Consider the following 24373-nt stretch of genomic DNA (forward strand, 5'->3'; position numbering starts at 1 on the left):
ATATTCATGCTCATAATTACAATGTCGGCGACATGAATACCGGCGCGCCGATCCCGAACGGTCAGCGCGCTTTCTTGAGGAATGTATGCATTTGAATGGAAAGGTGGCGGCACTGTGCCTGGCGGCCTGCGCAAGCCAGCTCCCGGCCGCCATGGCGGCACCCGCGAACCATCAGACGGCAACGCAGTCCGCGCCAGAAGTACGCACACGCGACGTGTTGCTGCTGGGCGCCGGCCTGATCCTGCTGCTTGGCCGGCGCCGGCCCGAACACGATACGTGGCAGGTACGTGGGTGGCAAGACTAGACCAGCAGTAGCACCGCATACTCTCGGCCCTCGTCGCGCAGGGCGATGCTGTTGCCGCCCTGTGCCACGCCATCGAGCGACAGCCCCGCAGGCCGACCCTGCGCCCGCTCCACCGTGATGGCATAGCTGCTGGCGCCGAAGCGGTACTGCAGCTTGAAGCTGTCCCATTCGACCGGCATGGTCGGCGCCACGCGCAGCACGTTCGCTTCGCGCGTCAAGCCGAGCAGGGATTCGACGATCAGGCGGTACAGCCAGCCCGACGATCCCGTGTACCAGCTCCAGCCGCCGCGCCCCACGTGCGGCGCCACGGCATACACGTCGGCCGTCACCACGTACGGTTCCACTTTGTAGCGCGCCACCGCCTGCGCGTCGACGCCATGGCGCACGGGATTGATCATGCGCAGCAATTCCCACGCCTTTTCGCCGTCGCCCATGTGGGCAAACGCCATCGCCGTCCAGATGGCCGCATGCGTGTACTGGCCGCCGTTCTCGCGCACGCCTGGCACATAGCCGCGGATGTAGCCGGGATTGAGGTCGGCTTTGTCGAACGGCGGATCGAGCAGCTGGATCACGCCTGAATCGCGCCGCACCAGGCGCGCATCGACCTGGCGCATGGCGCCGGCGACGCGCTCCTTGTTGGCCGCGCCCGACAGCACACCCCAGCTTTGCGAAATCGAATCGATCTGGCATTCCTCGTTCGTGTGCGAACCCAAGGGCGTGCCGTCGTCGAAGTAGGCGCGCCGGTACCACTCGCCATCCCATGCATGTTCCTCGACGCTGGCCGCCAGCTTCACCGCTTCGTCGCGGCAGAACTGGGCAAACGTCGCGTCGCCGCGCAGCATGGCCACCTCGGCGAAGCGCTGCAGCACCTCGTACAGGAAGAAGGCCAGCCAGACGCTCTCGCCCTTGCCGTGTTCGCCCACCTTGTCCATGCCGTCATTCCAGTCGCAGGAACCCATCAGCGGCAAGCCGTGCACGCCCCGGCGCAGACCATGGCGGATGGCGCGCACGCAGTGTTCGTACATGTCAGCCGACTCGCCTGAACGCACGGGCAAGTCATAGTAGGAATCTTCTTCCGGCTTGACGGCCCGTCCCTCGATGAAGGGCGCCACTTCCGACAGCACATTGATGTCGCCCGTGGCGATCACATAGCGGCAGGCGGCCAGCGGCAGCCACAGGTAATCATCGGAGCAATGCGTGCGCACGCCCCGGTCCGATGGCGGATGCCACCAGTGCTGCACGTCGCCTTCGACAAACTGGTGCGCCGCGCACAGCAGCAAGTGATCGCGCAGCAGCTGCGGCGCCGTGTGGATCATCGCCATCGCGTCTTGCAGCTGGTCGCGGAAACCGTAAGCGCCGCCCGACTGGTAGTAGCCGCTGCGCGCCCACAAACGGCAGGCGATGGTCTGGTACATCAACCAGCCATTGGCGATCACATCGAGCGACGGGTCTGGCGTCTCGATGCGCACGGCGCCCAGGGTGGTTTCCCAGTGTGCGCGCACGGCATCGAGTGCACTGCGGGCCGCTTCCTTGCCCGCATGGCGCTGCACCATGGTGCTGGCGTCGGCATTGCGGCGCCCGCCCACGCCAAGCAGGAAGACGATTTCGCGCTCCTGTCCCGGCTGCAGCTCGAACGGCACCTGGATGGCGGCACACTGGTCCAGCCCCGTGCCGGCCTTGCCGGACAGGCGCACGCGGCGCAAGGCGGCTGGCTGCGCAAGGCTGCCGTTGCGGCCGATGAATTCATTGCGGTCGCAGGTAATCGAACGGATGCTGGCGTCCGTATTGAAGAAGCCGACCCGGCCCGAAAACTCCGTGTTGTAGTTATTGCGCGCAAACAGCGCGCCGCTGATCGTATCGACCTCGGTGGCCACGTGCATGCCGGACTTGGCGCGCAGGTCGGCCATCACCCATTCCACGTAGCCGGTGACGGACAGGCGGCGCGGCACGCCGCTGTCGTTGCGTACCTTGATGACGGAGTATTTGACAGCCGCATCGAGCGCCACATAGGTACACAGTTCCGTGGCGATGCCGCCCTCGCTGTGTTCAAAAATGCTGTAACCGAAGCCATGGCGCGTCACGTAGTCGCCGTTGCCGCGCGCGGGCAGGGACGAGGGCGACCAGAACTGGCCGGTTTGCTCGTCGCGCACATAAAACGCTTCGCCGGACAGGTCGGACACAGGGTCGTTCTGCCATGGCGTGAGGCGGAATTCATGCGCATTCTCGCTCCACGTATACGCCTGGCCGGCTTCCGACACCACCGTACCAAATTGCGCATTGGCCAGCACGTTCGACCAGGGCGCCGGCGTCTGCTTGCCTTCTCCCGTGGTGATCACATATTCGCGGCCATCGGGCGTGAAACCACCGAGGCCGTTTTCCAGGATCAGCTCGCGCTTTGGCGCCCTGTGCGGCACGCCGCCATAGTCGCGGGCCGGGTCCTGCAGCAGCGGCGGCATGCGCAGCACGGGGCTGGGCGGACGCTTGACCTGCTCGGCCAGGGTGCCGCGCAAGTCGCTGATGATGGCGCGCGCCACCGATTGCAGCAAGATGCGGTCTTCGTTGGCGATCTGCTCGGCCAGACGCACGAAAATGCCGCCCGGGCGATCGATCGCCTGCGCATCGATGCCCGAGGCGATCAGCCCCATGATCTGGTCGTGCAGCAGCTGACGGTAGCCCGACTGGTCTTCGTACCAGATCACCAGGTCTACCACCAGCCCCTTCAGGCGCCAGTAGGCGTGCGCCTGCACCATCTGGCGCGCCAGCTCGATATTGGCCGCGTCCCGTATCTGCAGCAGCACGATGGGCAGGTCGCCCGAGATGGCATACGCCCACAGGCCGGACTGGCCGCGCTGGTTCTTGATCAGGATGCTGGCGTCCGCGCGCAGGGCCGCATTCGGATAGATCACGGCATTGGCGAGGCGCGCATACAGCTGCGCATCGGCTTCGCTGGCATTGAGCTGGCGCAGCACCACCTGGCTGTGCGTCCAGGCCAGTTCGAACACGCGGTCGGCCAGATGGCGGTCCTGGTATTTGTCGATCAGGTGCAGCGCCGCCTCGCGCTGCTCCACCATGCCGGTGACGCTATCGACCGTCACGGCCTGATCGGGTTCCAGCGTGATGACGTAGCGGATGGCCACGATGGGGTCGAGCACGGAACCGTGGCCGCCACTGAGCGGCCCGCTGTCCTGCAGCGCCTGCGGCAGCTGCGCCGTGTTGCCGCGGCCGATGAAGCGCGCGCGATCCGTCTCGAACGATACTTCGTGGCGCTCGATGTCGTGCACCGTCATCACATGCAGCAGCCACGGCATCTGCTCTTCCTTCGAGCGGGGCCGCCGCGTACATAAGATCGCATTTTCATGTGCGAGGATTTCCGTCTGCACGAACAGCTTGCTGAAGGCGGGGTGGGCCGCATCGGCCGCCGCCGGCGCCATCACCACCTCGGCAAAACTGGTGATTTCGATGCGCCGCTGGCGGTTCGAATTATTGCTGATGCGCGTACGGCGAATTTCAATATCGTCTTCGGGCGAGACGACGATTTCCGTATACAAGTCCAGGCCATGGTCGGCACGGCGGAACTCGGCCCGCCCTTCCGAAAAGATCACTTCGTATTTCTTCGGCTCGACCAACGTCGGCTGGTACATGGTGGACCAGACGGCACCGTCCTCGAGGTCGCGCAAATAGCAGAAATTGCCCCAGTTATCGCGCGTGCTGTCTTCGCGCCAGCGCGTCACGGACAGGTCTTTCCAGCGGCTGTAGCTGCCGCCCGCATTGCTCACCATGACGTGGTAGCGGCCATTCGACAGCAACTGCGTTTCCGGTACGGCGCTGTTGGCTTGCGTGAGGATGCGCATCGGCATGGCCTGCTCGGACGCGCCGCTGCGCAGCACCGCCAGTTCGGCCGTATTTGAGTAAAACGCGCCTGCCTGCGGCGTACGTTCCTGCAGCACCAGCAAGGCCGATTGCAGCAGCGGATCGGACTCGAAACGGCGCTGCATCGGGCGGTCGTGCAGCAGATAGCTGAGGGCCAAAAAGCCCATGCCCTGGTGGTGCACCATGAAGGAGCGGATGATGGCGCTGGTCTGCCCGCGCGGCAGCCGCGCGGTGGTGAAATCGATGGCCTCAAAAAAGCCGTAACGGCCCATATAGCCGGCCGCCTGCATGCGCTGCAGGTTCTGGCACGACGCTTCCGGCTGCACCATCAAGCCCATCATGCTGGCATACGGCGCCACCACCAAGTCGTCGGCCAGGCCCCGCTTCAAGCCCAGTCCCGGCACACCAAAGGCGCGGTACTGGTAATTCAGGCTGGCGTCGACCGTGTTGTAGCCGGACTCGGAAATCCCCCATGGCACGTCGCGCTGGCGGCCATAGTCGATCTGCGCCTCGATGACGGAGTGGTAGGTCTGGTCGAGCAGGGTGTTCGGGTAGTTCGGCATCACCAGCAGCGGCATCAGGTACTCGAACATCGAGCCGCTCCACGACAGCAGCACAGGCTGGCCAGCCACCATGCACAGCTGGCGGCCCAGGGCGAACCAGTGCTCCTGCGGCAGCTGGCCCTGAGCGATGGCGATGAAGCTGGCCAGGCGCACTTCGGAGGCCAGCAAATCGTAGTAGCTGGGGTCGAGGCGCCGTTCGCTGACGTTGTAGCCGATGGCCAGCAGTTTTGTGGATGGGTTGTACAGGAAGCCGTATTCGACCTGCGCGAAATCGCGCGCCTGGCCCGCCGCGTGGGCGATGTCGCGCATGTGGCGGCCTGCCTGTTCGCGGCCCTGCGCCAGCAAGGCGGCCAGCTCCGGCGGCGTATCTTCCGGCGCTTCCAGGTTGGCCAGTTCGCGCAGGGTCGGCACGCGCAGCCACGCCGCATCGACGCCCGCCTGCGCCGCCCATGGCGCCAGTTGCAGCAACTCGGCCAGCGCCGCGCGGCACTGGCGCGCCAGCGCGCCCGCCCACATGGACAGTTCGCCAGCCTCGCTTTGCATGCTCAGCGACAGTAGCGCGTCGGCCGCGCCATTCGCGGCGCTCAGGTAGGCATGCCATTCGGCCAGGCTGGCGGGCGCGGCCTGCACCTGCAGCAGGCCCATGCTGTCGCGCGTGGCCTTGCCTTCGCCTTCGGCGGCGATGAACTCCTGCAGCACTTGCGCCGTCGTGCGGATGCCCTGCACCACCTGCGCACCGATGATCGGGGCGTCATACAGTTCCACCAGTCCCGGCTGCAAGGTCAGCAGATGGCCGGCCAGGTTGCCGCTATCGACCGTCGAGATGTACATCGGTTGCAGCGCCTTCAGGGTCTGCGTGTCGTACCAGTTATAGAAGTGGCCCTGGAAACGTTCCAGCTCGCCCATGCTGTGCAGGGTGGCGCGGCTGCGCTCGATCAGTTGGCCAAGGGTGAGGTAGCCGAAATCGTAGGCCGTCAGGTTGGCCAGCAGCGCCAGGCCGATATTCGTCGGCGAGGTGCGGTGCGCCACTACCAGGTTCGGATGCTCCTGCATGTTATCGGGCGGCAGCCAGTGGTCGTCCGGCCCGACGAAGGTATCGAAATACGCCCAGGTCTTGCGCGCCACGCCATGCAAAAAACGTCCCTGCTCGGCCGACAGGCGCGCCACGGCCCGCTCGATGGGGCGGCTGATCCACCAGGCGATGGCGGGAGCGGCTAGCCACAGCAACAGCACCACGGCGGCCGCCGGCAACGCTGCGGGACGCCAGGTCAGCAAGGCGCCGAAGGTGGCCAGCGCCAGCGCGGGCGAGCACCACATGGCGCGCCAGCTATCCGCCTGCGAGCCGGAAGAACTGTGCAGGTTCGAGGCCCGCCAGTCGAGCAAATGCTTGTGCGACACGCCCAGGCGCCACAGGGTGCGCGTGATGGCGTCCAGGCTGATCCACGCTTCATACGGCAGGAAGACAAGGGTCAGCATGGCGTGCGAAAACTGCACGCCGCAGCGCCGCTCGAAGGCGGCCAGGTGCTGGCGCCACAGGGTGTCGCGTGGCTTGCGCAGCAAATCGTACAGCGCCGAAAAGACGGGCGGCAGGAAGATGATGGCCAGCACGGCCGCGCTCCAGAAGGCCACGTGCGGCAAAAAGCCCCATACCAGCAGCAGCGACAAGGTGGTGGCCGGCGCCACGACGCTGCGGCGCAGGTTGTCGAACAGCTTCCAGCGCGACAGCATCGACAGGGGATTGCGTTCGCGCTTGCCGGCGCGGCCAGGCACCCTGCCCAGCAGCCAGCCGATCAGTTGCCAGTCGCCGCGGGTCCAGCGCTGGCGGCGGCTCACGTCGGCGTCGTAGCGGGCCGGGTATTCCTCGTACAGTTGCGAGTCGCTGAGCAGGCCGGCGCGCAGGTAGCAGCCTTCGAGCAAATCGTGGCTGAGGATTTTATTGTCGGGCAGCCGCTGGCCCAGAACGCGCTCGAACATGTCGAGGTCGTAGATGCCTTTGCCGATGAAGGAGCCTTCATAAAACACGTCCTGGTACAGGTCCGACACGGTGCGCGTGTAGGGATCGATGCCCGGCTCGCCGCCGCACAGCAGCTCGTAGCGCGAGGCATTCGCGCTGGGCAGCGCCACGGCCACACGCGGCTGCAAAATGCCGTAACCGGCCACCACGCGCGTGCCGGCCGCGTCCAGCACGGGGCGGTTCAGCGGATGCATCATGGTGGCGATGAATTCGCGCGCCGCGTCGCGCGGCAGCTGCGTATCCGTGTCGAGCGTGATCACGTATTTGATCGTGCGCAAGCCGCGCAGCTCGCCTTCCACCAGCGAGAATTTGTCGCGCGCGCCACCGCGCAAAAACGCGTGCAGGTCGGACAATTTGCCGCGCTTGCGCTCCTGCCCCATCCACGCATTTTGCTGCGAATTCCACAGGCGCGGACGGTGCAGCAGCAGGAACGGCCCCACCTGGCCCAGCTCTTCAGGGTCGGCCGGGTCGCCGTTTTCCTTGACCGCGACGCCCTCCACGCGGTACTTGTCATTCAAGCTGCGAATGGTCTCCTGCGCCTGGCGCAGCAAGGCTTCGTCGCCTGGCAGGGTTTGCGCCTCCGCGTCGACAAAGTCCGTCAGCAGGCAAAAGCGCAGGTTCGGATCGCGGTTGGCGAGATAACGCACTTCCAGCGCCTCGCACAGGGCCGCCACGTTATCCTCGCTGTAGATCAGGGTCGGTACCACGACGATGCCGCGCGCATCTGACGGAATGCCGGTCTGGTAATCCATGCGCGGCAGCGGGTGCGGCGACGTCATCAGGGTCGCCAGCCAGTTCACCACGGCCACGGCCAGCTGACTGCTGCCCAGCAGCGCCAGCGCACCCAACGCCGCCAGGGGCCAGCCTTGCACGCCATGGCGCACGGCGCGCTCGAGCAGCAGTGCGCTCGTCGCCAGGGTCAGGAACGAAATGGCGCCCAAGTAGACGGCCAGTGGCGCGGCGCGCGCCGTATGCTGCAGCGCCTCAATGAAGGGCAACTTCGCGCCTGCCTGCTTTTCCAGCACCAGCACGCCGCGTCCCACCAGGTAAAAGCCGATGTGGCCACGACGCGCGTCATTGCCGTTGCCGTGCGTATGCGCCAGTTGCACCACCATCTCGGCCACGTCCACTTCGCTGCGCGCGCTGCGCTTGGCGATGCGTTCGATGGCGTGGCGGTAGCTGTCGCGCGTAGCGAAATCCATCAAGCCATAGGTACGGGCCGGATCCAGGCGCAAAGTTTGCTCGACCACGCTCATGGTCTCGACGAATTCCTGCCAATCCATGGTGCCCAGAAAACGCAGGCTGCCGATGCTGTTGGCAATCGATACCTGGTCGGCCGCCTGCTGCCCGATCTCGGACTGGATCTGCTGCTCGATGGTGAGGCCCGATTCGGCCAGCTTGTGCATCAGCCACGACAGCGCCAGGGTCAGCGACGAACTTTGTCCCTGCAGGCGGCGCGACAGTTCGGCCACGAAGGCGCTGGTCAGAGGCGGATTCGAGCGCGCCATGTCGGCCACCAGCAGTATCAAGCCGCTGGGATTGCGCTCGGCGATGTCCGTCATCTGGTCGGCCCAGGTATTGGCCAGGTCGCGCTGCATGCGGTCGTCGGCCACGCGCGCGGCGACGCGGCGCAGGTTCTCGATCAGGGCCAGGCGCAGCATGATGGGCACGGCCCACAGTTCGCCCAGGGTCAAGGTGGCCACATCCTGGTAAGCCTCGACGAAGTGGCACAGGTTTTCCAGGTCGACGCGGCCATCGCCATGCGAGATGATTTCCAGCGCAATTTTATACACGCGCGGGCAACCCGCATCCACGCCGGAGCTCAACCGTGGCAGCTCCTTGCTGTAGTTCTTCGGCAAATGGCGCCGCGTGGTACGGATCTGCTCTTCGATCAGATAAAAATTATCGAGCAGCCATTCCGAAGCGGGCGTGACCTGGCGCCCGCTTTTCACCGTGGCCGTCAATTCGTTGACGGTGGCCGTGATCAGGGCCGCATTGTCGGCCAGGCGCGCCAGCAGGCGGTCGCGGCCGTGATGCCGCCCTACCGCATGGCCGGCGGCCACGTGCTTGCCGTGGGCGGCCATCTGCATGGCGCTGAATAATTCGGAACGCAGGGGCAAGGCATCGTCGCGCGCGGCGTCGAAGGTGTCCGGTGCAAGGGAATGGTCGCGGAAGATTTCTTTGACTTTGGAAATCTGTTCCTTGATCTGCTGCGTGACAACTGCTGTGTACTCTTTCAACTTGGGCCTCGCTAGGTGCACGCAGGCAACCAGCGGCCACCGTCACGCTGGCCCAGTCTGGAAGAACACGATCGGACACTGGCGAAGACGGAAAGCGAAGCGCCGGAGCGTTGCGACGAATCTCAGGATATAGGGAGATTTTCTGAACTTCATCGTAGGTGCGCCCTGTACGCAAGACCGTGCGCTAGCGTACATACAGCGTGCTTTAGGGACGTATCGGCAAAGAAATCAAGGCGTTGAATGGCAGAAAAATGCCGTCAGGAAATGAACGGAAGAAAATGCGCTATGGGCACCGTGCCGATGATGGCACGGTGCAATATTTCAAGGAGGAATTTCAAGCCGCTCAGGCAGCGATGGCCAGCGTGTGGCGCGTCGCATCCGCCATCGCCATGCCGCCGTTGAGTTGCCATGCCGCGCCGTGGCCGAGGCGGCGCAGACAGGCAGCGGCGCGCGCGCTGCGGTTGCCACTGCGGCAGAAAAAGACCAGCGGGCGCTGCGGCTGCTGCAACCACGCGGCCACCTGTCCCGCCAGGCGGCTCAGCGGTACGCTACGCACTTCACAGCCTTCGAATACCGTGCCGGCGCAAGCCGCGTGTTCATACGCTTCGCGCACGTCGACGAGGATGGCGTCCGGATGCTGGCGCAGGAAGGTGGGCAAAGCGGCCGCATCGAGCTGCAGTTCGCTCGCAGGGGCTGTGCCTTCGCGTGCGGTGCGCACGGTGCTGCAGATGCTGCCGTCGTCACCTGCGGCGCACAGCACGGTGTCTTGCGTCACCAGCGCCGCATCCAGCAAGGGCGTCAGCGCCTCGGGCGTCAAGGTGCCGATGAAGGCGAAGCGCTGTCCCAGCAGATACACATGGATTGCGCCACACTCGACGCGTCGCAGGCGCTGCTGGCCCAGTGCCAGCTCACCGTCGATATCGACGCGGCCCACCTGTTCGATAGCGAGTTCCCGCAGCAATGCCAGGCGCGCCACGCCATGGTCGGCTGGCGGCGCCGTGTGCACGATGGCGCGCAAGGCCAGGTGCTGGCAGCGGATGAAGGCGGCCAGGCGCGGCACGAGCGCGGCGACAGGATCGATGACGACGCAACCGGCGCTGGCAGCGTCGCTGAGCAACCAGGTGCACTGGCCATCGACGCTCAGCTGGATCACGCCGTCCTGCGGCGATGGCGCCAGCGCCGACGGCAGCAAGCAACTGCTGCGCAAGGCCTCGCCGCAACGCTCGATGCGCGCGCAGGCAGCGGCAATGGTCGCCGCATCGATCAGGGGGCCGAACGACAGACGGATGGCCGAGCTGGCGCGCCATTGCGGCACGTGCATCGCTTCGAGCACATAGCTGGGGAGAGCTTTGGCGGCGGAACAGGCGCTGCCCGAGCTGACGCGCACGCGCGCCGCGTCGAACAGGTCGAGCAATTCCTTCGACGACAGGCCCGGCACGGAAAAATTGAGCGTCGTCGGCAAGGACAAGTCGAACGGCATATTGAAAACGATGCCGGGGAAAGCGTGTTCCAGGCTGGCCACCAGCTGCTCGCGGAAAGCGGCCAGATCGGCGTGGCTACGGAAGGTCTTGCCATCGTCCAGCGCGGCCAGCACGGCGCCCAGGGCGGCGATGCCGGCCATGTTTTCCGTGCCGGAACGCAGGCCCGCTTCCTGGCCACCGCCCATCATCAGGGGCGTAAATGGCGCGCCGGCGCGCACATACAGCATGCCGATGCCCTTGGGCGCATACAGCTTGTGGCCGGAAAATGGCGCGTAATCGATGCGCGTAGCGGCCAGGTTCAGCTTCAGCTTGCCCAGCGCCTGCACGCAATCGACCATCCAATACGCATCGGCACCGCGTTCCTGCAGCAGTTGCGCGATGGCGGACAAGTCGCTGACGACACCGGTTTCATTATTCGCCGCCATCGTGCACAGCATGGCCGCGTCACCGATCAGCGCATCGAGTGCCTGCAGATCGTGGCACCCCTGCGCATCGACAGGCAGTTTGCGCACTTCCAGGTTCAGGCCCAATAAACGGTTCCAGTGCGCCAGACTTTCCGGCACGGCCTTGTGCTCGGTCGCGCCATACAGCAGCAGGCTGCCGATGCGCTTGCCCGCATCGCGCCGCTCGCGCAGCGCACACAGGGCCGATAGCACGGCCGTCTGGATGCCTTCGGTGGCGCCGCTATTGAACATCAGTCGGCCATCGCCCACGCCCAACAGACGGCTGGCGCGCTGGCGCACGCCATCCATCATGGCCTTGGCCTGCAATCCCGTGGCATGGGTGCTGCTGGGATTGCCATAGCCCTGCTCCATCGCTTGCCGGGCGGCGGCAACGGCGGCGGGCAGCACGCAAGTGGTGGCATTGCTGTCGAGGTAGATTTCTTTCATGATGGCAGTCTGAGTATTCTATAAAAAGGGCGCAGCTAAAAAGGACACAGCTTAGGTGGCTGGAACATATGGATAGTCTAGCGGCCGGCCCCCGTGAAGATATGCCAAAAGACACTGCAACTACGGTACTATGCAGCATGTTCATGCCATAAAAACAGGAATAATAAAATGAATTCACCAAACGTCGCCCTCGACAAATTCGACTGCGCCATCCTGGCCGCCCTGCAGCAGGACGGCACCTTGTCGATCGCCGCCCTCAGCGAGAAGATCGGCCTGTCCAGCACACCGTGCTGGAAGAGGGTCAAGCGCCTGGAGGAAGAGGGCTATATCGAGAGCCGCGTGGCCATCGTCAACCGGCAAAAAGTGGGCTTGCCCGTGACCGTCTTCGTCAGCGTGCGCACGGGCCAGCACGATGAAAAATGGCTGCGCCGCTTCGCCGCCGCCGTCATCGTCTTGCCCGAGGTACAGGAATTTCACCGCATGAGCGGCGATATCGACTACCTGTTGAAAGTCGTGACCACCGACATCAAGGGCTATGACACCTTTTATAAAAAACTCATCAAGGCAGTCCAGCTGACGGGCGTGTCATCCGCATTTTCCATGGAGCAGATCAAGTGCAGTACGGAATTGCCGCTGGCATTAATCGCCCACGGCTTGCCTGCCTGAACATTTTTCCACCCGAGCGATGCGGGCCTGATCCGCAGGCTGGACAAGCAACAAGCCGGCGTAGCGCTCGGCGGCGGCTATCGAGGAAATCAGGGATTTGATCAGCGACTCGGCCCGCAAGGTAAAAGCGGGCAGCAAGCTGGAAGAAACAGCTCATGCGGCGGCGCACAAGCCCATGCTGCCCACGCCATCCCGCCCGAAAGCACGGGCCAGAGATGCGCGGGAAGAGTTTTAAGGGGCGTTGGAAGGAAATTAAATCGCCGGCGCTTTCACGCTCGCCGCTTGCTTGAAGAAATCATAAATGCCGCTCTCGCTCATGCGGCGCGCATTCGCCAGTTCGCCGCCCTTGGTGGCGTACAGCACCTGATTGTTGTCGCTCGAGACCAGCACGGCGGCAGGGATGCCTTTCTTGAGCGGATTGCCATAGGCTTGCGCCACATCGAGGTTATGGTCGAAGTTACCCACGTCAACCTTGACGACCTTGAACTGCTGTTGCATCAATTCCGCGTTTTTGCCTTCCTTCAAGGCCTTGTCGAGCGCGCGGCAATCCTCGCACCAGTTGGCGCCAAAGATCAGCAAGACAGGCACGTGCGCCGCCTTGGCCTCGGCCAGCGCGCGGGCCACGTCGGCCTTGGCGTCGGCCGCCGCGTTGTATGGCAAATGCGGCGTAGCGACCGGGTTGGCCGGTGTGGGGGCGGCGGCAACGGCGGTGCCGGCAAGCAGCAGGCTGGCAAGGAAAAGGGAAACGCAAAGGGAAAGGCGCATGTGGGGCTCCTGAGAGAAATCGTGAGGCCAGCTGAACAACTGCCAGCGGGCGTGATTGTCTAGAATATGCCTGCTTGTAGGAAATATCCACCATTTAATTGCACTGTGCTTATGCGAAAAACGTATAAGCGCCACCAGGTAGAAGCCGCATGAGCATGACAGATACCCTTTCCTCATTACCGCCGCCAGGAGGCTGCTAGCGCGGCACGGCTTGCAAGCCGTCTGCGCCGAGGATTAATGCCCACAGGCAGCGAAATGGAACGCATGGGATAATATGGGGCTCACACAGAGCAACGCGGCCCGAACGCGCCCTCCCCCATGACGACTTCTTTTCTGGCACGCTGGCTGCCGCAACCGAACAACGGCAGCCGCCGCGAACAATTACGCGCCTGCGCGGGCGCCATCTGCGGCTTGCTGCTGACGGGCCTGATCTGCCATTTCCTGCTGGCCCCCGACAGCGCCAGCGTCTACCTGATCGCGCCCATGGGCGCCTCGGCCGTGCTGCTGTTCTGCCTGCCGGCCAGCCCGCTGGCGCAACCGTGGTCCGTGGTGGGCGGCAACGTCGTCTCCGGCATGGTGGGCATGGCTTGCGTGAAATGGCTGGGGCCCAGCGTGGGCGTGGCGGCGCTGGCCGCCTGCCTGGCCATCGGCGCCATGTTTGCCCTGCGCTGCCTGCATCCGCCGGGCGGCGCCGTCGCCCTGACCACGGTCGTCGGCGGCGCCAGCGTGCATGCGGCCGGCTTTGAATTCGTCTTCATCACCGTGCTGTTCAATTCCGCCGTGCTGGTCGCCTGCGCCGTGCTGTACAACAACCTGACAGGGCGCCGCTACCCGCACATCCAGCAACTGGTCGCGCCGCATCCGCACGCCACCAAGGATGACGTGCCCAGCAACCGCCTGGGCTTTTCGCCGGATGACCTGGACGCCGTGCTGCGCCAGCACAGCGAAGTGCTCGACATCAGCCGCGACGATTTGCAAGCCATCTTCCTGCAAACGGAAATGCGCGCCTACCAGCGTCGCTTCGGCGTCGTCACCTGCGCCGACATCATGTCGAAGGACGTGCTCAGCGTGGAATTCGGCACGCCGCTCGATGTTGCCTGGCGCACCATGCGCGAGCACCAGGTGGGCGCCCTGCCCGTACTGAACCGGGCGCGCCGCGTCATCGGCATCATCACGCAGACGGATTTTCTGCGCCATGGCGGCCTCGACGATTATCAGGGCATGCGCCAGCGCCTGCGCGGCCTGCTGCAGCGCAGCGGCCTGTCCCACAGCGACAAGCCGGAAGTGGTGGGCCAGTTGATGACGCCGTCGCCGCACACGGCCCGCCTGGGCACGCCCATCATCGACCTCGTACCCCTGATGGCCGACGCCGGCTATCACCATATTCCCATCCTCGACGATGAAGAGCGCCTCGCTGGCATCATCAGCCAGTCCGATCTGATGGCGGCCCTGTACGAAAGCCGCTTTGCAGAGGCGGCCGCATGACGCCATTCCAGGCACTGCTGACCGGCCCCGAGGGCGGCCCGGCTGGCACCGCCGTCAACGCGCATTTTTTCGGCACGCAGTTGGCCATCGATACGCCCGGCCATCATGTCGAGCTGGCGCAGCTGGTCGTCAGCGTGGGTGGTGTCGACGGCCCCGAACTGTTCCTGAACTGGCTCGACGAACAAGGACGGCAAGCGTCGCTCAAGCCGCTGACAGCTGGCGACATCGCCATCGTCTTGCGCGAAGCGCCGGCGGCGCTGCAGCCGCAACTGCAGCGCCTGTGGGGCGAGCGCCAGCGCAACCGGCGGCAAGTGTCGGGCTGGCTGGCCGGCTTGACGGGCGCGGCCTTCGTCGCTGCCGCCCTGCTGTGGTGGCAGGGCAGCAACGTCATCGGCGCGCTGGCGGGATGGATCCCCTTGTCGACGGAAAAACAGCTGGGCGAACTGGCCCTGTCGCAAGTGCGCGCGCAGGGCGGCATCAGCGAGCACGGCGTGGCGCAGCAAACGGTGCAGGACATCGGCCGCAAGCTGACGGCCGGTTCGCGCTACCAGTACCGCTGGCTGGTCAAGCAGGACGACTCGGTCAACGCGTTTGCCATGCCGGGCGGCATCATCGTCGTGCATACGGGCTTGCTGCGCCAGGCGGGGGATCCGGAAGAGCTGGCCGGCGTGCTGGCGCATGAAGTGCAACATGTGGAGCAGCGCCATTCGCTGCGGCAAATGATCAGCAGCCTGGGCTGGGGCGCTCTGGTGGGCGTGACCATCGGCGACATCAGCGCCGTGGCCGCGATGCTGGCGCACCAGGCGGGCACACTGTATTTCAGCCGCGACATGGAAGAGGAGGCAGACCGTCTGGGTTTGCTCGCCTTGCAGCGCGCGCAGATCCGTCCCGATGGCATGCTGCGCTTTTTTCAAAAGCTCGATGACAAGGACAAGGCCAACGTACCGGGATGGATTTCCTCGCACCCGCAGACGGCGGCGCGCGCGCAACAAATCCGCAGCCGGATCGCCGCCACCCCCTGCCCTGCCTGCGTCCCATTGACCAGCCAGCACTGGCCGGCGATGAAAGCCGTTGTCGCGCCAGCGGACAAATAGCAACATTCCTGCCGCACAATTTGTCCAAACGCACTGGGCAATGGCGTATGCTTACGCCCCGGCTGTTCCTTCGCGAGCGGCCACCCCGACCTCGTTACGCCTCCGTTCATTCCTCTCCTTACAAAGGACATCGCGCATGAAGCATCGTTTTGCCGCCGGCACCCTCGGCACCCTGGCCATCTCCCTGTTGCTCGCCCATGCGCCCATGACGCAAGCGGCCCAGTCCGCAGCCAAAACCGTGGCCGTCAGTGCGCCACAAGCGAAGCAGCAGCTGCAAGTGCTGGCCGACAAATATTACGATGCGCTGGCCCGTTTCGAGCCGATCAACGCCACCGAGAGCGGCGACAACCGTTTTGACGACCAGCTCGGTTCAGCCATCGTGCCCGGCGCGCGCGCGAAACAGTTCGCCCTGTACCGCCAGTACCAGAAGACCTTGCGCGCCATTGCCCGCGCGCAGCTGTCACACCAGGACCAGATCAACTACGATATCCTCGACTATGAACTGGCCACGGCGCTGAGCTTCGAGCGCTTTCCCGAATACTTGCTGCCCTTGAACCAGATGGACAGCATGCCCGTCACCCTGGCCAATTATGCGGGCGGCGAGGCATCGCAGCCTTTGACCACGGTCAAGGAGTATGACGCTTACCTGAGCCGTATCGGCCAGTTGCCCGGCTGGATAGACCAGGCCATCGCCAACATGAAAGTCGGCATGCAAAAGGGCATCGTGCTGCCGAAGGCGCTGACGGAATCGGCCCTGCCGCAATTCAAGAAACTCGTCAGCGCCACGCCGCAGGACAGCGTCTATTACACGCCCATCAAGAACTTGCCGGCCAGCTTTTCCGACGCGGACAAGGCGCGCCTGACGCAAACCTACACCGTCATCATCCAGGCCAAGCTGATGCCCGCGCTGCAGCGCCTGTCCACCTTCATGGAACGCGATTACCTGCCGGCCGGCCGCACGAGCAGCGGCTGGAGCGCCCTGCCCGATGGCGCAGCCTGGTACCAGGCGCGCGTGGCCAGCAGCACCACCACGGACTTGAAACCGGAGCAGATCCACGCCATCGGCTTGAAAGAAGTGGCGCGCATCCAGGAACAGTACGCGATCGTGGGTCCGAAGATGGGCTACAACGGTCCGGCCGCCGGCTTGCCCGTGTGGGTCTCGGAACAGGCGAAATACCGCCCGTTCAAGACGGAGCAGGAAGTGCTCGACGTCTATCGCAAGCTGAACGTGCTGCTGGACAGCAAATTACCCGCCCTGTTCACCCTGGTGCCGAAGGCGCCGCTGGACTTGCGCCTGGAACCTGAACTGAGCCGCGACACGGCCGCCGACCACTACACGGCGCCGGCCGCCGACGGTTCGCGCCCCGGCGTGTTCTGGTCCGTCGTCACGGATCCGAAACTGTATGGCGACACGGGCATGACCACCTTGTTCCTGCACGAAGGCAAGCCTGGCCACCATTTCCACCTGGCGCTGGTGCAAGAGATGGACTTGCCGAACTTCCGCCGTTTCGGCGGCAACAATGCCTTCACGGAAGGCTGGGCGCTGTATGCGGAAACCCTGGGCAAGGAAATGGGCCTGTTCGACGATCCGGCCCAGTATTTCGGCCACTTGAACGACGAGATGCTGCGCGCCGTGCGCCTGGTGGTCGACACGGGCTTGCACACCAAGGGCTGGACGCGCGAGCAGACGATCAAGTACATGCGCGACACCCTCGGCTATGACGCCGTGGCGAAAAGCGAAACGGAACGCTATATGGCATGGCCGGGCCAGGCGTTGGGCTACAAGATCGGTTCGCTGAAGATTGTCGAACTGCGCCAGCGCGCGCAGCAAGCCTTGGGCGACAAGTTCAGCCTGCCGAAGTTCCACGAAGTCGTGCTCAGCGACGGCACCCTGCCGCTGAAACTGCTGGAAGCCAAGGTCGACCGGTGGATCGCGCAGCAGAAGTAAGACGCGGCGCCTGAAAGCAAAACGGCAGCTCCTCGATGGTGCTGCCGTTTTTTTCGCCTGATCGTTTGCTATTACACCAGCAGCGCCGCACTCATCGAGCGCACTTCCTCGGCCGATTCGGCCAGGATGCTTTGCAAGGTCTCGTTGTCGATAATGAAATCGATGACGGAATCGGAGGGGGTGAGCATTTCCACGTACGTCACCTGCAACGGCGACGGCACCGGCGACAGTTGCTTGGCCAACAATAAGGTGTCGAGCAGGGAATCAGGCGGGATCGACAGCAAGCCATCGCGCAAGCCCTCGATGGCTACGCTCACGGCCAGCGGGATCCGCAGCTTCTTCAGGACTTCGCGGGAAATGATCTCTTCGGCGGACTCCATCCAGTGATCCGCATCGTCGTCGAGCAGGCCGGGGAATTCATCGGCACGCGACAACAGGTAAAAGCCGCCCACCTCATGCACGATACCGGCAAACAGCGCCGTGTCGGCATCGACGTGCGTGACGCGGCGGGCCAGCACGTGCGCCAGCGCCGCTACGTGCGCCGTGTGCTCCCACAGCTGGGTCGCCTTCTGGCGCAGGACGGGGTCGATGATCTTGCTGCCGAACTGGCGCACCACCATGGCAGCCACCAGCGCATACAGATTGCGGTAACCCATGCGCATGACGGCGGCGCGCACGCTGGTCACGGGCGCCACATCGCCGCGGCTATACACGGCCGAGTTGGCCAGCGCAACCGTACGCGCGGCCAGCAAGGGCTCGGCCAATACCAGCTTGATCGCATGGTCGATATGGCAGTCCGGTTCAGCCAGGGCCAATTGCAATTGCAGTGCGGAATTAACACTCGTGGGAAACGTCAATTCTCCGCGCACTGCCTGGGAAACAATTAAACCGAAAGCCTGTAGTTTATTCATCATACGATCAATCTGCCTCAGATATTTTTCTAGCCAATAACTTCATGCATCATAAATTGAATGCCAGGCCCGCACTTTAAAATACAGATGGCATGTCATTCGCTTGTAATGAAGAATCAGGTAATGCCAGTGCATGTAATAGCGACTCATCACCGATGACAAACAACTTCGGCTGCTGCAATACCTGCAGCAAAAACGGCTGGCCTTCACGCAAACGCCGGCGATAATCGGCCAGCGTATATAAGTTGGGATTGATTTTACGCCTTAAGGTTCGCTCGGCCGGGGCCAATCCCGTCAACAGATCGCCATAATTAGCTTCTTCGCCCACCAGCAGCAAATCGATGGCGCTGCCAGGCATGTCCTGTCCCTTCGCCGTGGCGCCCGACACGAATGCCAGGTGCAGCTGGGCACGCAAGGGCGCCAGGGTCGCACTGAGCACGCCGACGATGCCGAAGGTTTTCTGCACCAGTCCGCTCAATTCCGGATATACGAGGCTTTCCTTGTTGGGCCAGAAGCGCCGCACATTGCCGATCCGCTCCGAAGTGATCAGGCCGGACTCATGCAGGCGGCGCAGTTCCCGCTGCGCCGACGCACTGCCCAGCCCCGTCAAGCGCATGATCTCGTTCAAATGAAAGCCTTCATTCACGCGGACAAAGAGCAATCCCAGCAGTTTCTGCTGGGCGGGAGTAAACAGGGCTTGGGCAATCATGCGCCAGATATTAGCATGAGCGCGCCGGAAATTGGCGTGGCAAGCGTGTTTTTCTACGCTCCAACAGAGTATGGCTGCGTGATGACATCGTGCATAATCGCTATGGTTTGCGCGGTGCCGGTCGATCTGAAAAACCGGCGGACCACCTCACACTCGCAGTTGTCGAACCGTACTTTCAGGGAGCACTTGTATGTCATCAGCCACCAGCTGCGTGATCGGGTTTGTCGGAGGACAGCTCGATACTGCGGCCTTTGAACAGCTTCTATATAAAGACGCAGAAACAGAACGCCTGTTGTCGGCGCAGCCGGCCCCCCGATATGCGCATGCGGGGCACACGCTGTATCACTATCTGATATCGCTCGACCTGCGCAATCCGGCAGACGCGCTGAACGCGCAAGGTGCCCTGGCAGAGTTTTTGCACGCCGCCAATATTCCGGTAGTCGTCTCAGAAAAGCCCACCCAGCTACACGAGCTTTTGCTCGCGGCGCAACCGAAATGGCTGGATGTAGATCTGGCCTATGTGGCGGCGCTGCTGGACAAGGCGCCGCGGCATGCGAAAAAAAGTGAACGGACGCAGTGGTTGCGGGCGCAACTGCTCGAGTTATTTCGCTATGCGAAGAAGCCGCCCCGTTGGCTGCAAGCGCCGAACTGGCCCATCGAAGCGCACGGTCCGCTGGTATTTCTGGGACAGCTCACGGTGGACGGCTATTTTCATGACGAGGCCGCCGTCTATGTGTTTTACGATGCAAGCAAAAACGAGTGCCGCTCGATACTGCAGACTTGCTGATGCCATGGCGCCCCCGGGCGCTGTCTTCTCTTTGCGTGTGCGCTGGAAGGTCGCCGCAACGGACATAAAAAAACGGCATCAGGAATTTCTCCCTGATGCCGTTCTGGTCAGCGAACAGCGTAGATGAATATATTCAATAAATTAAATAATTAATCAATGACCGCTGAATGGCATACGTAATAACTTTTTCCGACTACCTGGAATTTTTACAAATTAAATGATGACAAATTCCCTGACAAATAAAGCGGAAGACATCCACGCGATTGCAATTAATTACAAATTGTACGCTGCTTGATAAAGATTAAAAAAGGCACCCGAAGGTGCCTTTTTGAAATCAGCTAGCAGCGCAGATTACGCTTCGTCGCCGTGGTGTTGCTGGGTTTCGATATCCTGCAGCGCTTCGGCAGCTTCGCCAGCCATCGAGGCTTTCTCGGCCAGCAGCAGCGCTTGACGCTCTTCCACTTCCCACGCTTCTTTCTCTTTGCGTGCGCGGTGGAAGGCCAGGCCCGTACCGCCAGGAATCAGACGGCCAACGATGACGTTCTCTTTCAGGCCGCGCAAACCATCGCGCTTGCCCATGATCGCCGCTTCGGTCAGCACGCGGGTGGTTTCCTGGAACGATGCGGCCGAGATGAACGAATCGGTCGACAGCGATGCCTTGGTAATACCCAACAAGACGTTTTCGTAGGTCGCTGGAATCTTGTTCTCAACGGCCATGCGATCGTTCTCGTCCAGCAATTCCGAACGCTCTACCTGCTCGCCAACGATGTAGTTGGTGTCGCCGGCATTGACGATCTGCACACGGCGCAGCATCTGACGCACGATCACTTCGATGTGCTTGTCATTGATCTTCACGCCTTGCAGACGGTACACGTCTTGCACTTCGTCAACGATGTAACGTGCCAGCGCTTCGATACCCAGCAGGCGCAGGATGTCTTGCGGATCGGCCGGGCCGTCCACGATCATCTCGCCCTTGTTCACGACTTGGCCGTCATGCACCAGCACTTGTTTGTCCTTGGTGATCAAGAACTCATGCTTGTTGCCGTCCATGTCCGTGATTTCCAGACGCTGCTTGCCCTTGGTTTCTTTACCGAACGCAACCGTACCCGTGACTTCCGCCAGCATACCGGCATCTTTCGGCGAGCGCGCTTCGAACAGTTCAGCAACGCGTGGCAGACCACCGGTAATATCGCGCGTTTTTTGCGATTCGGTCGGGATACGTGCCAGCACTTCACCCACCGATACCTGTTGACCGTCCTTGACCATGATCAGCGCGCCGACCTGGAAGCCGATCGCCACCGAGTGTTCGGTGCCGGCGATCTTGACTTCTTCGTTCGCGTCGTTGATCAGCTTGACTTGCGGACGCAACGTTTTCGTCAACGAACCGCGACGTTTCGCATCGATCGCCACCAGGGTGGACAGACCGGTCACTTCGTCGACCTGACGGGCTACGGTGACGCCTTCTTCGACGTTCTCGAAACGCACTTGACCGGCGTATTCGGTAATGATCGGACGGGTCAGCGGATCCCACGTTGCCAGGGCCGTACCGGCCTTGATGACCATGCCGTCCTTGACGATCAGGGTCGCACCGTACGGTACTTTATGACGCTCACGCTCACGGCCATGGTCGTCGGTAATCAGCACTTCGCCGGAACGGGAAATGACGATTTGCGCGCCCTTGCCGTTCGTCACGTAACGCATGGTTGCCGTGAAGCGGATGGTACCGTTCGACTTGGCTTCCACCGACGATGCCACTGCTGCACGCGAAGCCGCACCACCAATGTGGAACGTACGCATGGTCAGCTGGGTACCAGGCTCACCAATCGACTGCGCTGCCACCACACCGACGGCTTCGCCGGCGTTGACCAGCATGCCGCGGCCCAGGTCGCGGCCATAGCACTTGGCGCACAGGCCGAAGCGCGTGTCGCAAGTCAGTGGCGTGCGGACCTTGACTTCATCGATGGACAGACGCTCGATCTCTTCGACCATGTCTTCATCCATCAGGGTGCCGGCTTCGTACAGCGTTTCCTGGGTTTCAGGATTGACGACGTCATGCACCACAACGCGGCCGAGGATACGGTCACGCAACGGTTCGATGACTTCACCACCTTCGACCAGTGCCTTCATGACGGCGCCGTTCATGGTGCCGCAATCGTCCTCGATCACCACCAAGTCTTGCGTCACGTCAACCAGACGACGCGTCAGGTAACCGGAGTTAGCCGTTTTCAGCGCCGTATCGGCCAGACCTTTACGCGCACCGTGGGTCGAAATGAAGTACTGCAAAACGTTCAGACCTTCGCGGAAGTTCGCGGTAATCGGCGTTTCGATAATCGAGCCATCCGGTTTGGCCATCAGACCACGCATACCGGCCAACTGACGAATCTGGGCTGCGGAACCGCGCGCGCCGGAGTCGGCCATCATGTAAATGGCGTTGAACGATTCTTGCGTCGACTTGGTGCCGTCGCGGCGGATCACGTCTTCGACTTTGAGCTGGTCCATCATGGCCTTGCCGACTTCATCCGAGGTCTTGCCCCAGATATCGACTACCTTGTTGTAACGCTCGCCGGCGGTCACGAGACCCGAGGCGTATTGCTGTTCGATCTGCTTGACTTCCGATTCGGCCGTCGCGATCAGGGTAACTTTTTGAGGCGGTACCAGCATGTCGTCGACGCAGATCGAGATACCGGCGCGTGTCGCCAGGCGGAAACCCGATTGCATCAGTTTGTCTGCGAACACCACGGTGGCGCGCAGGCCGCATTTGCGGAACGACGTGTTGATCAGCTTGGAAATTTCTTTCTTTTTCAGCGCGCGGTTCAGGACGGAGAACGGCAAGCCTTTAGGCAGAATTTCCGACAGGATCGCACGGCCGATCGTCGTTTCGTAACGCGTTACCGTTTTCTCGAATTCGCCCGTTTCGGCGTTTTTCGGGTATTCGGTAATACGCACGGTAACGCGGGTCGTCAGTTCGACTTCCTTGTTGTCGTAGGCGCGGATCACTTCCGATACGTCAGGGAACATCATCCCTTCGTTCTTCGCATTGATTGCTTCGCGGGTCGCGTAGTACAGACCCAACACGATATCCTGGGAAGGAACGATCGACGGTTCGCCGTTCGATGGGAACAGGATGTTGTTCGATGCCAGCATCAAAGTGCGTGCTTCCATCTGCGCTTCGATCGACAGAGGAACGTGGACCGCCATTTGGTCACCGTCAAAGTCGGCGTTGAATGCGGCGCAGACGAGTGGGTGCAACTGGATGGCCTTGCCTTCAATCAGGACTGGCTCGAAAGCCTGGATACCCAGACGGTGCAGCGTAGGTGCGCGGTTCAACATGATCGGATGTTCACGGATCACGTCTTCCAGGATGTCCCACACGACCGGCTCTTGAATCTCGACCAGCTTTTTCGCTGCCTTGATCGTGGTAGCCAGACCCATCAGTTCCAGTTTATTGAAAATGAATGGTTTGAACAGTTCCAGCGCCATCAGTTTCGGCAAGCCGCACTGATGCAGTTTCAATTGCGGGCCCACGACGATGACCGAACGACCGGAGTAATCGACGCGTTTGCCCAGCAAGTTTTGACGGAAACGACCGCCCTTGCCCTTGATCATCTCTGCCAGCGATTTCAGCGGACGCTTGTTGGCGCCGGTCATCGCTTTGCCGCGACGGCCGTTGTCCAGCAGCGAATCGACTGCTTCTTGCAGCATGCGCTTTTCGTTGCGCGTGATGATCTCTGGAGCGCGCAGCTCCATCAGGCGTTTCAGACGGTTGTTACGGTTGATGACGCGGCGATACAGATCGTTCAGATCCGAGGTCGCGAAACGGCCACCATCCAGCGGTACCAGCGGACGCAGTTCCGGCGGCAGCACTGGCAGCACTTCCATGATCATCCAGTCAGGCTTGATGCCCGAACGTTGGAACGCTTCCAGCACTTTCAGGCGCTTCGCGTATTTCTTGATCTTGGCTTCGGATTTCGATTCCTTCAGTTCCACGCGCAGGGTTTCGGCATCGCGGTGGATGTCGATCGAGCGCAGCAGTTCACGGATACCTTCGGCGCCCATGAAGGCGGTGAAGTCGTCGCCGTACTCTTCGTACTTGGCGGCGTAGTCGTCTTCCGACATGATCTGGCACTTCTTCAGCGGAGTCATGCCTGGATCGGTCACGACGTATGCTTCAAAGTACAGCACGCGTTCGATGTCCCGCAGGGTCATGTCCAGGACCATGCCCAGACGCGACGGCAGCGACTTCAGGAACCAGATGTGCGCGGTAGGCGAAGCCAGCTCGATGTGGCCCATGCGCTCGCGGCGCACTTTGGCCAGCGTAACTTCGACGCCGCACTTTTCGCAGATCACGCCGCGGTGTTTCAGGCGCTTGTACTTGCCGCACAGGCATTCGTAATCCTTGATCGGGCCAAAGATCTTGGCGCAGAACAGGCCATCGCGCTCAGGTTTGAAGGTACGGTAGTTGATGGTTTCCGGCTTCTTGACTTCGCCGTAGGACCACGAACGGATTTTCTCAGGCGAAGCGAGACCGATCTTGATTGCATCGAAGGTCTCGTTGGTCTGTACTTGCTTGAATAGATCGAGCAGTGCTTTCATGTATCACTCCAGAGGTGATTAAATTTCTATATTCCTGAGACTACATTGCCCGG

At 62.4% G+C, this 24373-nt stretch carries 12 protein-coding genes; 6 read left to right on the forward strand and 6 right to left on the reverse strand.

The window, feature by feature from the left end:
- Positions 1-85: 85 nt before the first annotated feature.
- Complete coding sequence (locus ACQ4WY_RS14635; RefSeq protein ID WP_436504710.1) at positions 86-304, forward strand: hypothetical protein; 219 nt, start codon at positions 86-88, stop codon at positions 302-304.
- On the opposite strand, the gene ACQ4WY_RS14640 is transcribed toward ACQ4WY_RS14635, so the two are convergent.
- Positions 301-8928, reverse strand: coding sequence for a glycoside hydrolase family 94 protein (locus ACQ4WY_RS14640; RefSeq protein ID WP_436504992.1), 8628 nt, complete (start codon positions 8926-8928; stop codon positions 301-303). The genes ACQ4WY_RS14635 and ACQ4WY_RS14640 overlap by 4 nt on opposite strands.
- 406 nt (positions 8929-9334) lie before the next feature.
- On the reverse strand, positions 9335-11362 hold the full coding sequence (locus ACQ4WY_RS14645; protein ID WP_436504711.1) for an aminotransferase class V-fold PLP-dependent enzyme: 2028 nt from the start codon (positions 11360-11362) through the stop codon (positions 9335-9337).
- A gap of 168 nt (positions 11363-11530) precedes the next feature.
- Between ACQ4WY_RS14645 and ACQ4WY_RS14650 the strand changes: the two genes are divergently transcribed.
- Positions 11531-12028, forward strand: a complete 498-nt coding sequence (locus ACQ4WY_RS14650; protein WP_353659178.1) for an Lrp/AsnC family transcriptional regulator — start codon at positions 11531-11533, stop codon at positions 12026-12028.
- Positions 12029-12280: 252 nt separating this feature from the next.
- On the opposite strand, the gene ACQ4WY_RS14655 is transcribed toward ACQ4WY_RS14650, so the two are convergent.
- Positions 12281-12793, reverse strand: coding sequence for a thioredoxin family protein (locus ACQ4WY_RS14655; RefSeq protein WP_353659179.1), 513 nt, complete (start codon positions 12791-12793; stop codon positions 12281-12283).
- A 318-nt stretch (positions 12794-13111) separates the two neighbouring features.
- On the opposite strand from ACQ4WY_RS14655, the gene ACQ4WY_RS14660 reads away from it, so the two are divergent.
- The 3 genes from ACQ4WY_RS14660 (at position 13112) to ACQ4WY_RS14670 (ending at position 17320) form a co-directional block, all read left to right on the forward strand.
- Positions 13112-14278 (forward strand): HPP family protein, encoded by a 1167-nt coding sequence (locus ACQ4WY_RS14660; RefSeq protein WP_436504712.1) that lies wholly within the window; start codon positions 13112-13114, stop codon positions 14276-14278.
- Positions 14275-15372 carry a M48 family metallopeptidase gene (locus ACQ4WY_RS14665; RefSeq protein ID WP_436504713.1) on the forward strand — a complete coding sequence of 366 codons (1098 nt, stop codon included), beginning with the start codon at positions 14275-14277 and terminating at the stop codon, positions 15370-15372. The genes ACQ4WY_RS14660 and ACQ4WY_RS14665 overlap by 4 nt, the downstream gene beginning before the upstream one ends.
- A gap of 136 nt (positions 15373-15508) precedes the next feature.
- Complete coding sequence (locus ACQ4WY_RS14670; protein ID WP_436504714.1) at positions 15509-17320, forward strand: DUF885 domain-containing protein; 1812 nt, start codon at positions 15509-15511, stop codon at positions 17318-17320.
- A 71-nt stretch (positions 17321-17391) separates the two neighbouring features.
- Here the strand turns inward: ACQ4WY_RS14670 and ACQ4WY_RS14675 are convergent, their stop codons facing one another.
- Together ACQ4WY_RS14675 and ACQ4WY_RS14680 are read right to left on the reverse strand one after the other, a co-directional pair.
- Positions 17392-18231, reverse strand: a complete 840-nt coding sequence (locus tag ACQ4WY_RS14675) for an HDOD domain-containing protein (protein ID WP_353660906.1) — start codon at positions 18229-18231, stop codon at positions 17392-17394.
- A gap of 76 nt (positions 18232-18307) precedes the next feature.
- Positions 18308-18940, reverse strand: coding sequence for an ArsR family transcriptional regulator (locus ACQ4WY_RS14680; protein WP_353659184.1), 633 nt, complete (start codon positions 18938-18940; stop codon positions 18308-18310).
- A 190-nt stretch (positions 18941-19130) separates the two neighbouring features.
- Here ACQ4WY_RS14680 and ACQ4WY_RS14685 point away from each other — a divergent pair, with 190 nt between their 5' ends.
- Positions 19131-19727 (forward strand): hypothetical protein, encoded by a 597-nt coding sequence (locus ACQ4WY_RS14685; protein ID WP_436504715.1) that lies wholly within the window; start codon positions 19131-19133, stop codon positions 19725-19727.
- A gap of 351 nt (positions 19728-20078) precedes the next feature.
- On the opposite strand, the gene rpoC is transcribed toward ACQ4WY_RS14685, so the two are convergent.
- Positions 20079-24320, reverse strand: coding sequence for a DNA-directed RNA polymerase subunit beta' (rpoC, locus tag ACQ4WY_RS14690; protein WP_034753138.1), 4242 nt, complete (start codon positions 24318-24320; stop codon positions 20079-20081).
- Positions 24321-24373: the final 53 nt, after the last annotated feature.

Source organism: Janthinobacterium salmonicoloratum, assembly GCF_051380845.1.
Lineage (GTDB): Bacteria > Pseudomonadota > Gammaproteobacteria > Burkholderiales > Burkholderiaceae_D > Janthinobacterium > Janthinobacterium lividum_F.

Coding starts and splice junctions, on each gene's coding strand:
- ACQ4WY_RS14650 (WP_353659178.1), top strand. CDS start 11,531: ATGAATTCACCAAACGTCGCCCTCGACAAATTCGACTGCGCCATCCTG.
- ACQ4WY_RS14680 (WP_353659184.1), bottom strand. CDS start 18,940: ATGATTGCCCAAGCCCTGTTTACTCCCGCCCAGCAGAAACTGCTGGGA.
- ACQ4WY_RS14660 (WP_436504712.1), top strand. CDS start 13,112: ATGACGACTTCTTTTCTGGCACGCTGGCTGCCGCAACCGAACAACGGC.
- ACQ4WY_RS14670 (WP_436504714.1), top strand. CDS start 15,509: ATGAAGCATCGTTTTGCCGCCGGCACCCTCGGCACCCTGGCCATCTCC.
- ACQ4WY_RS14635 (WP_436504710.1), top strand. CDS start 86: ATGCATTTGAATGGAAAGGTGGCGGCACTGTGCCTGGCGGCCTGCGCA.
- ACQ4WY_RS14665 (WP_436504713.1), top strand. CDS start 14,275: ATGACGCCATTCCAGGCACTGCTGACCGGCCCCGAGGGCGGCCCGGCT.
- rpoC (WP_034753138.1), bottom strand. CDS start 24,320: ATGAAAGCACTGCTCGATCTATTCAAGCAAGTACAGACCAACGAGACC.
- ACQ4WY_RS14655 (WP_353659179.1), bottom strand. CDS start 12,793: ATGCGCCTTTCCCTTTGCGTTTCCCTTTTCCTTGCCAGCCTGCTGCTT.
- ACQ4WY_RS14645 (WP_436504711.1), bottom strand. CDS start 11,362: ATGAAAGAAATCTACCTCGACAGCAATGCCACCACTTGCGTGCTGCCC.
- ACQ4WY_RS14685 (WP_436504715.1), top strand. CDS start 19,131: ATGTCATCAGCCACCAGCTGCGTGATCGGGTTTGTCGGAGGACAGCTC.
- ACQ4WY_RS14675 (WP_353660906.1), bottom strand. CDS start 18,231: ATGAATAAACTACAGGCTTTCGGTTTAATTGTTTCCCAGGCAGTGCGC.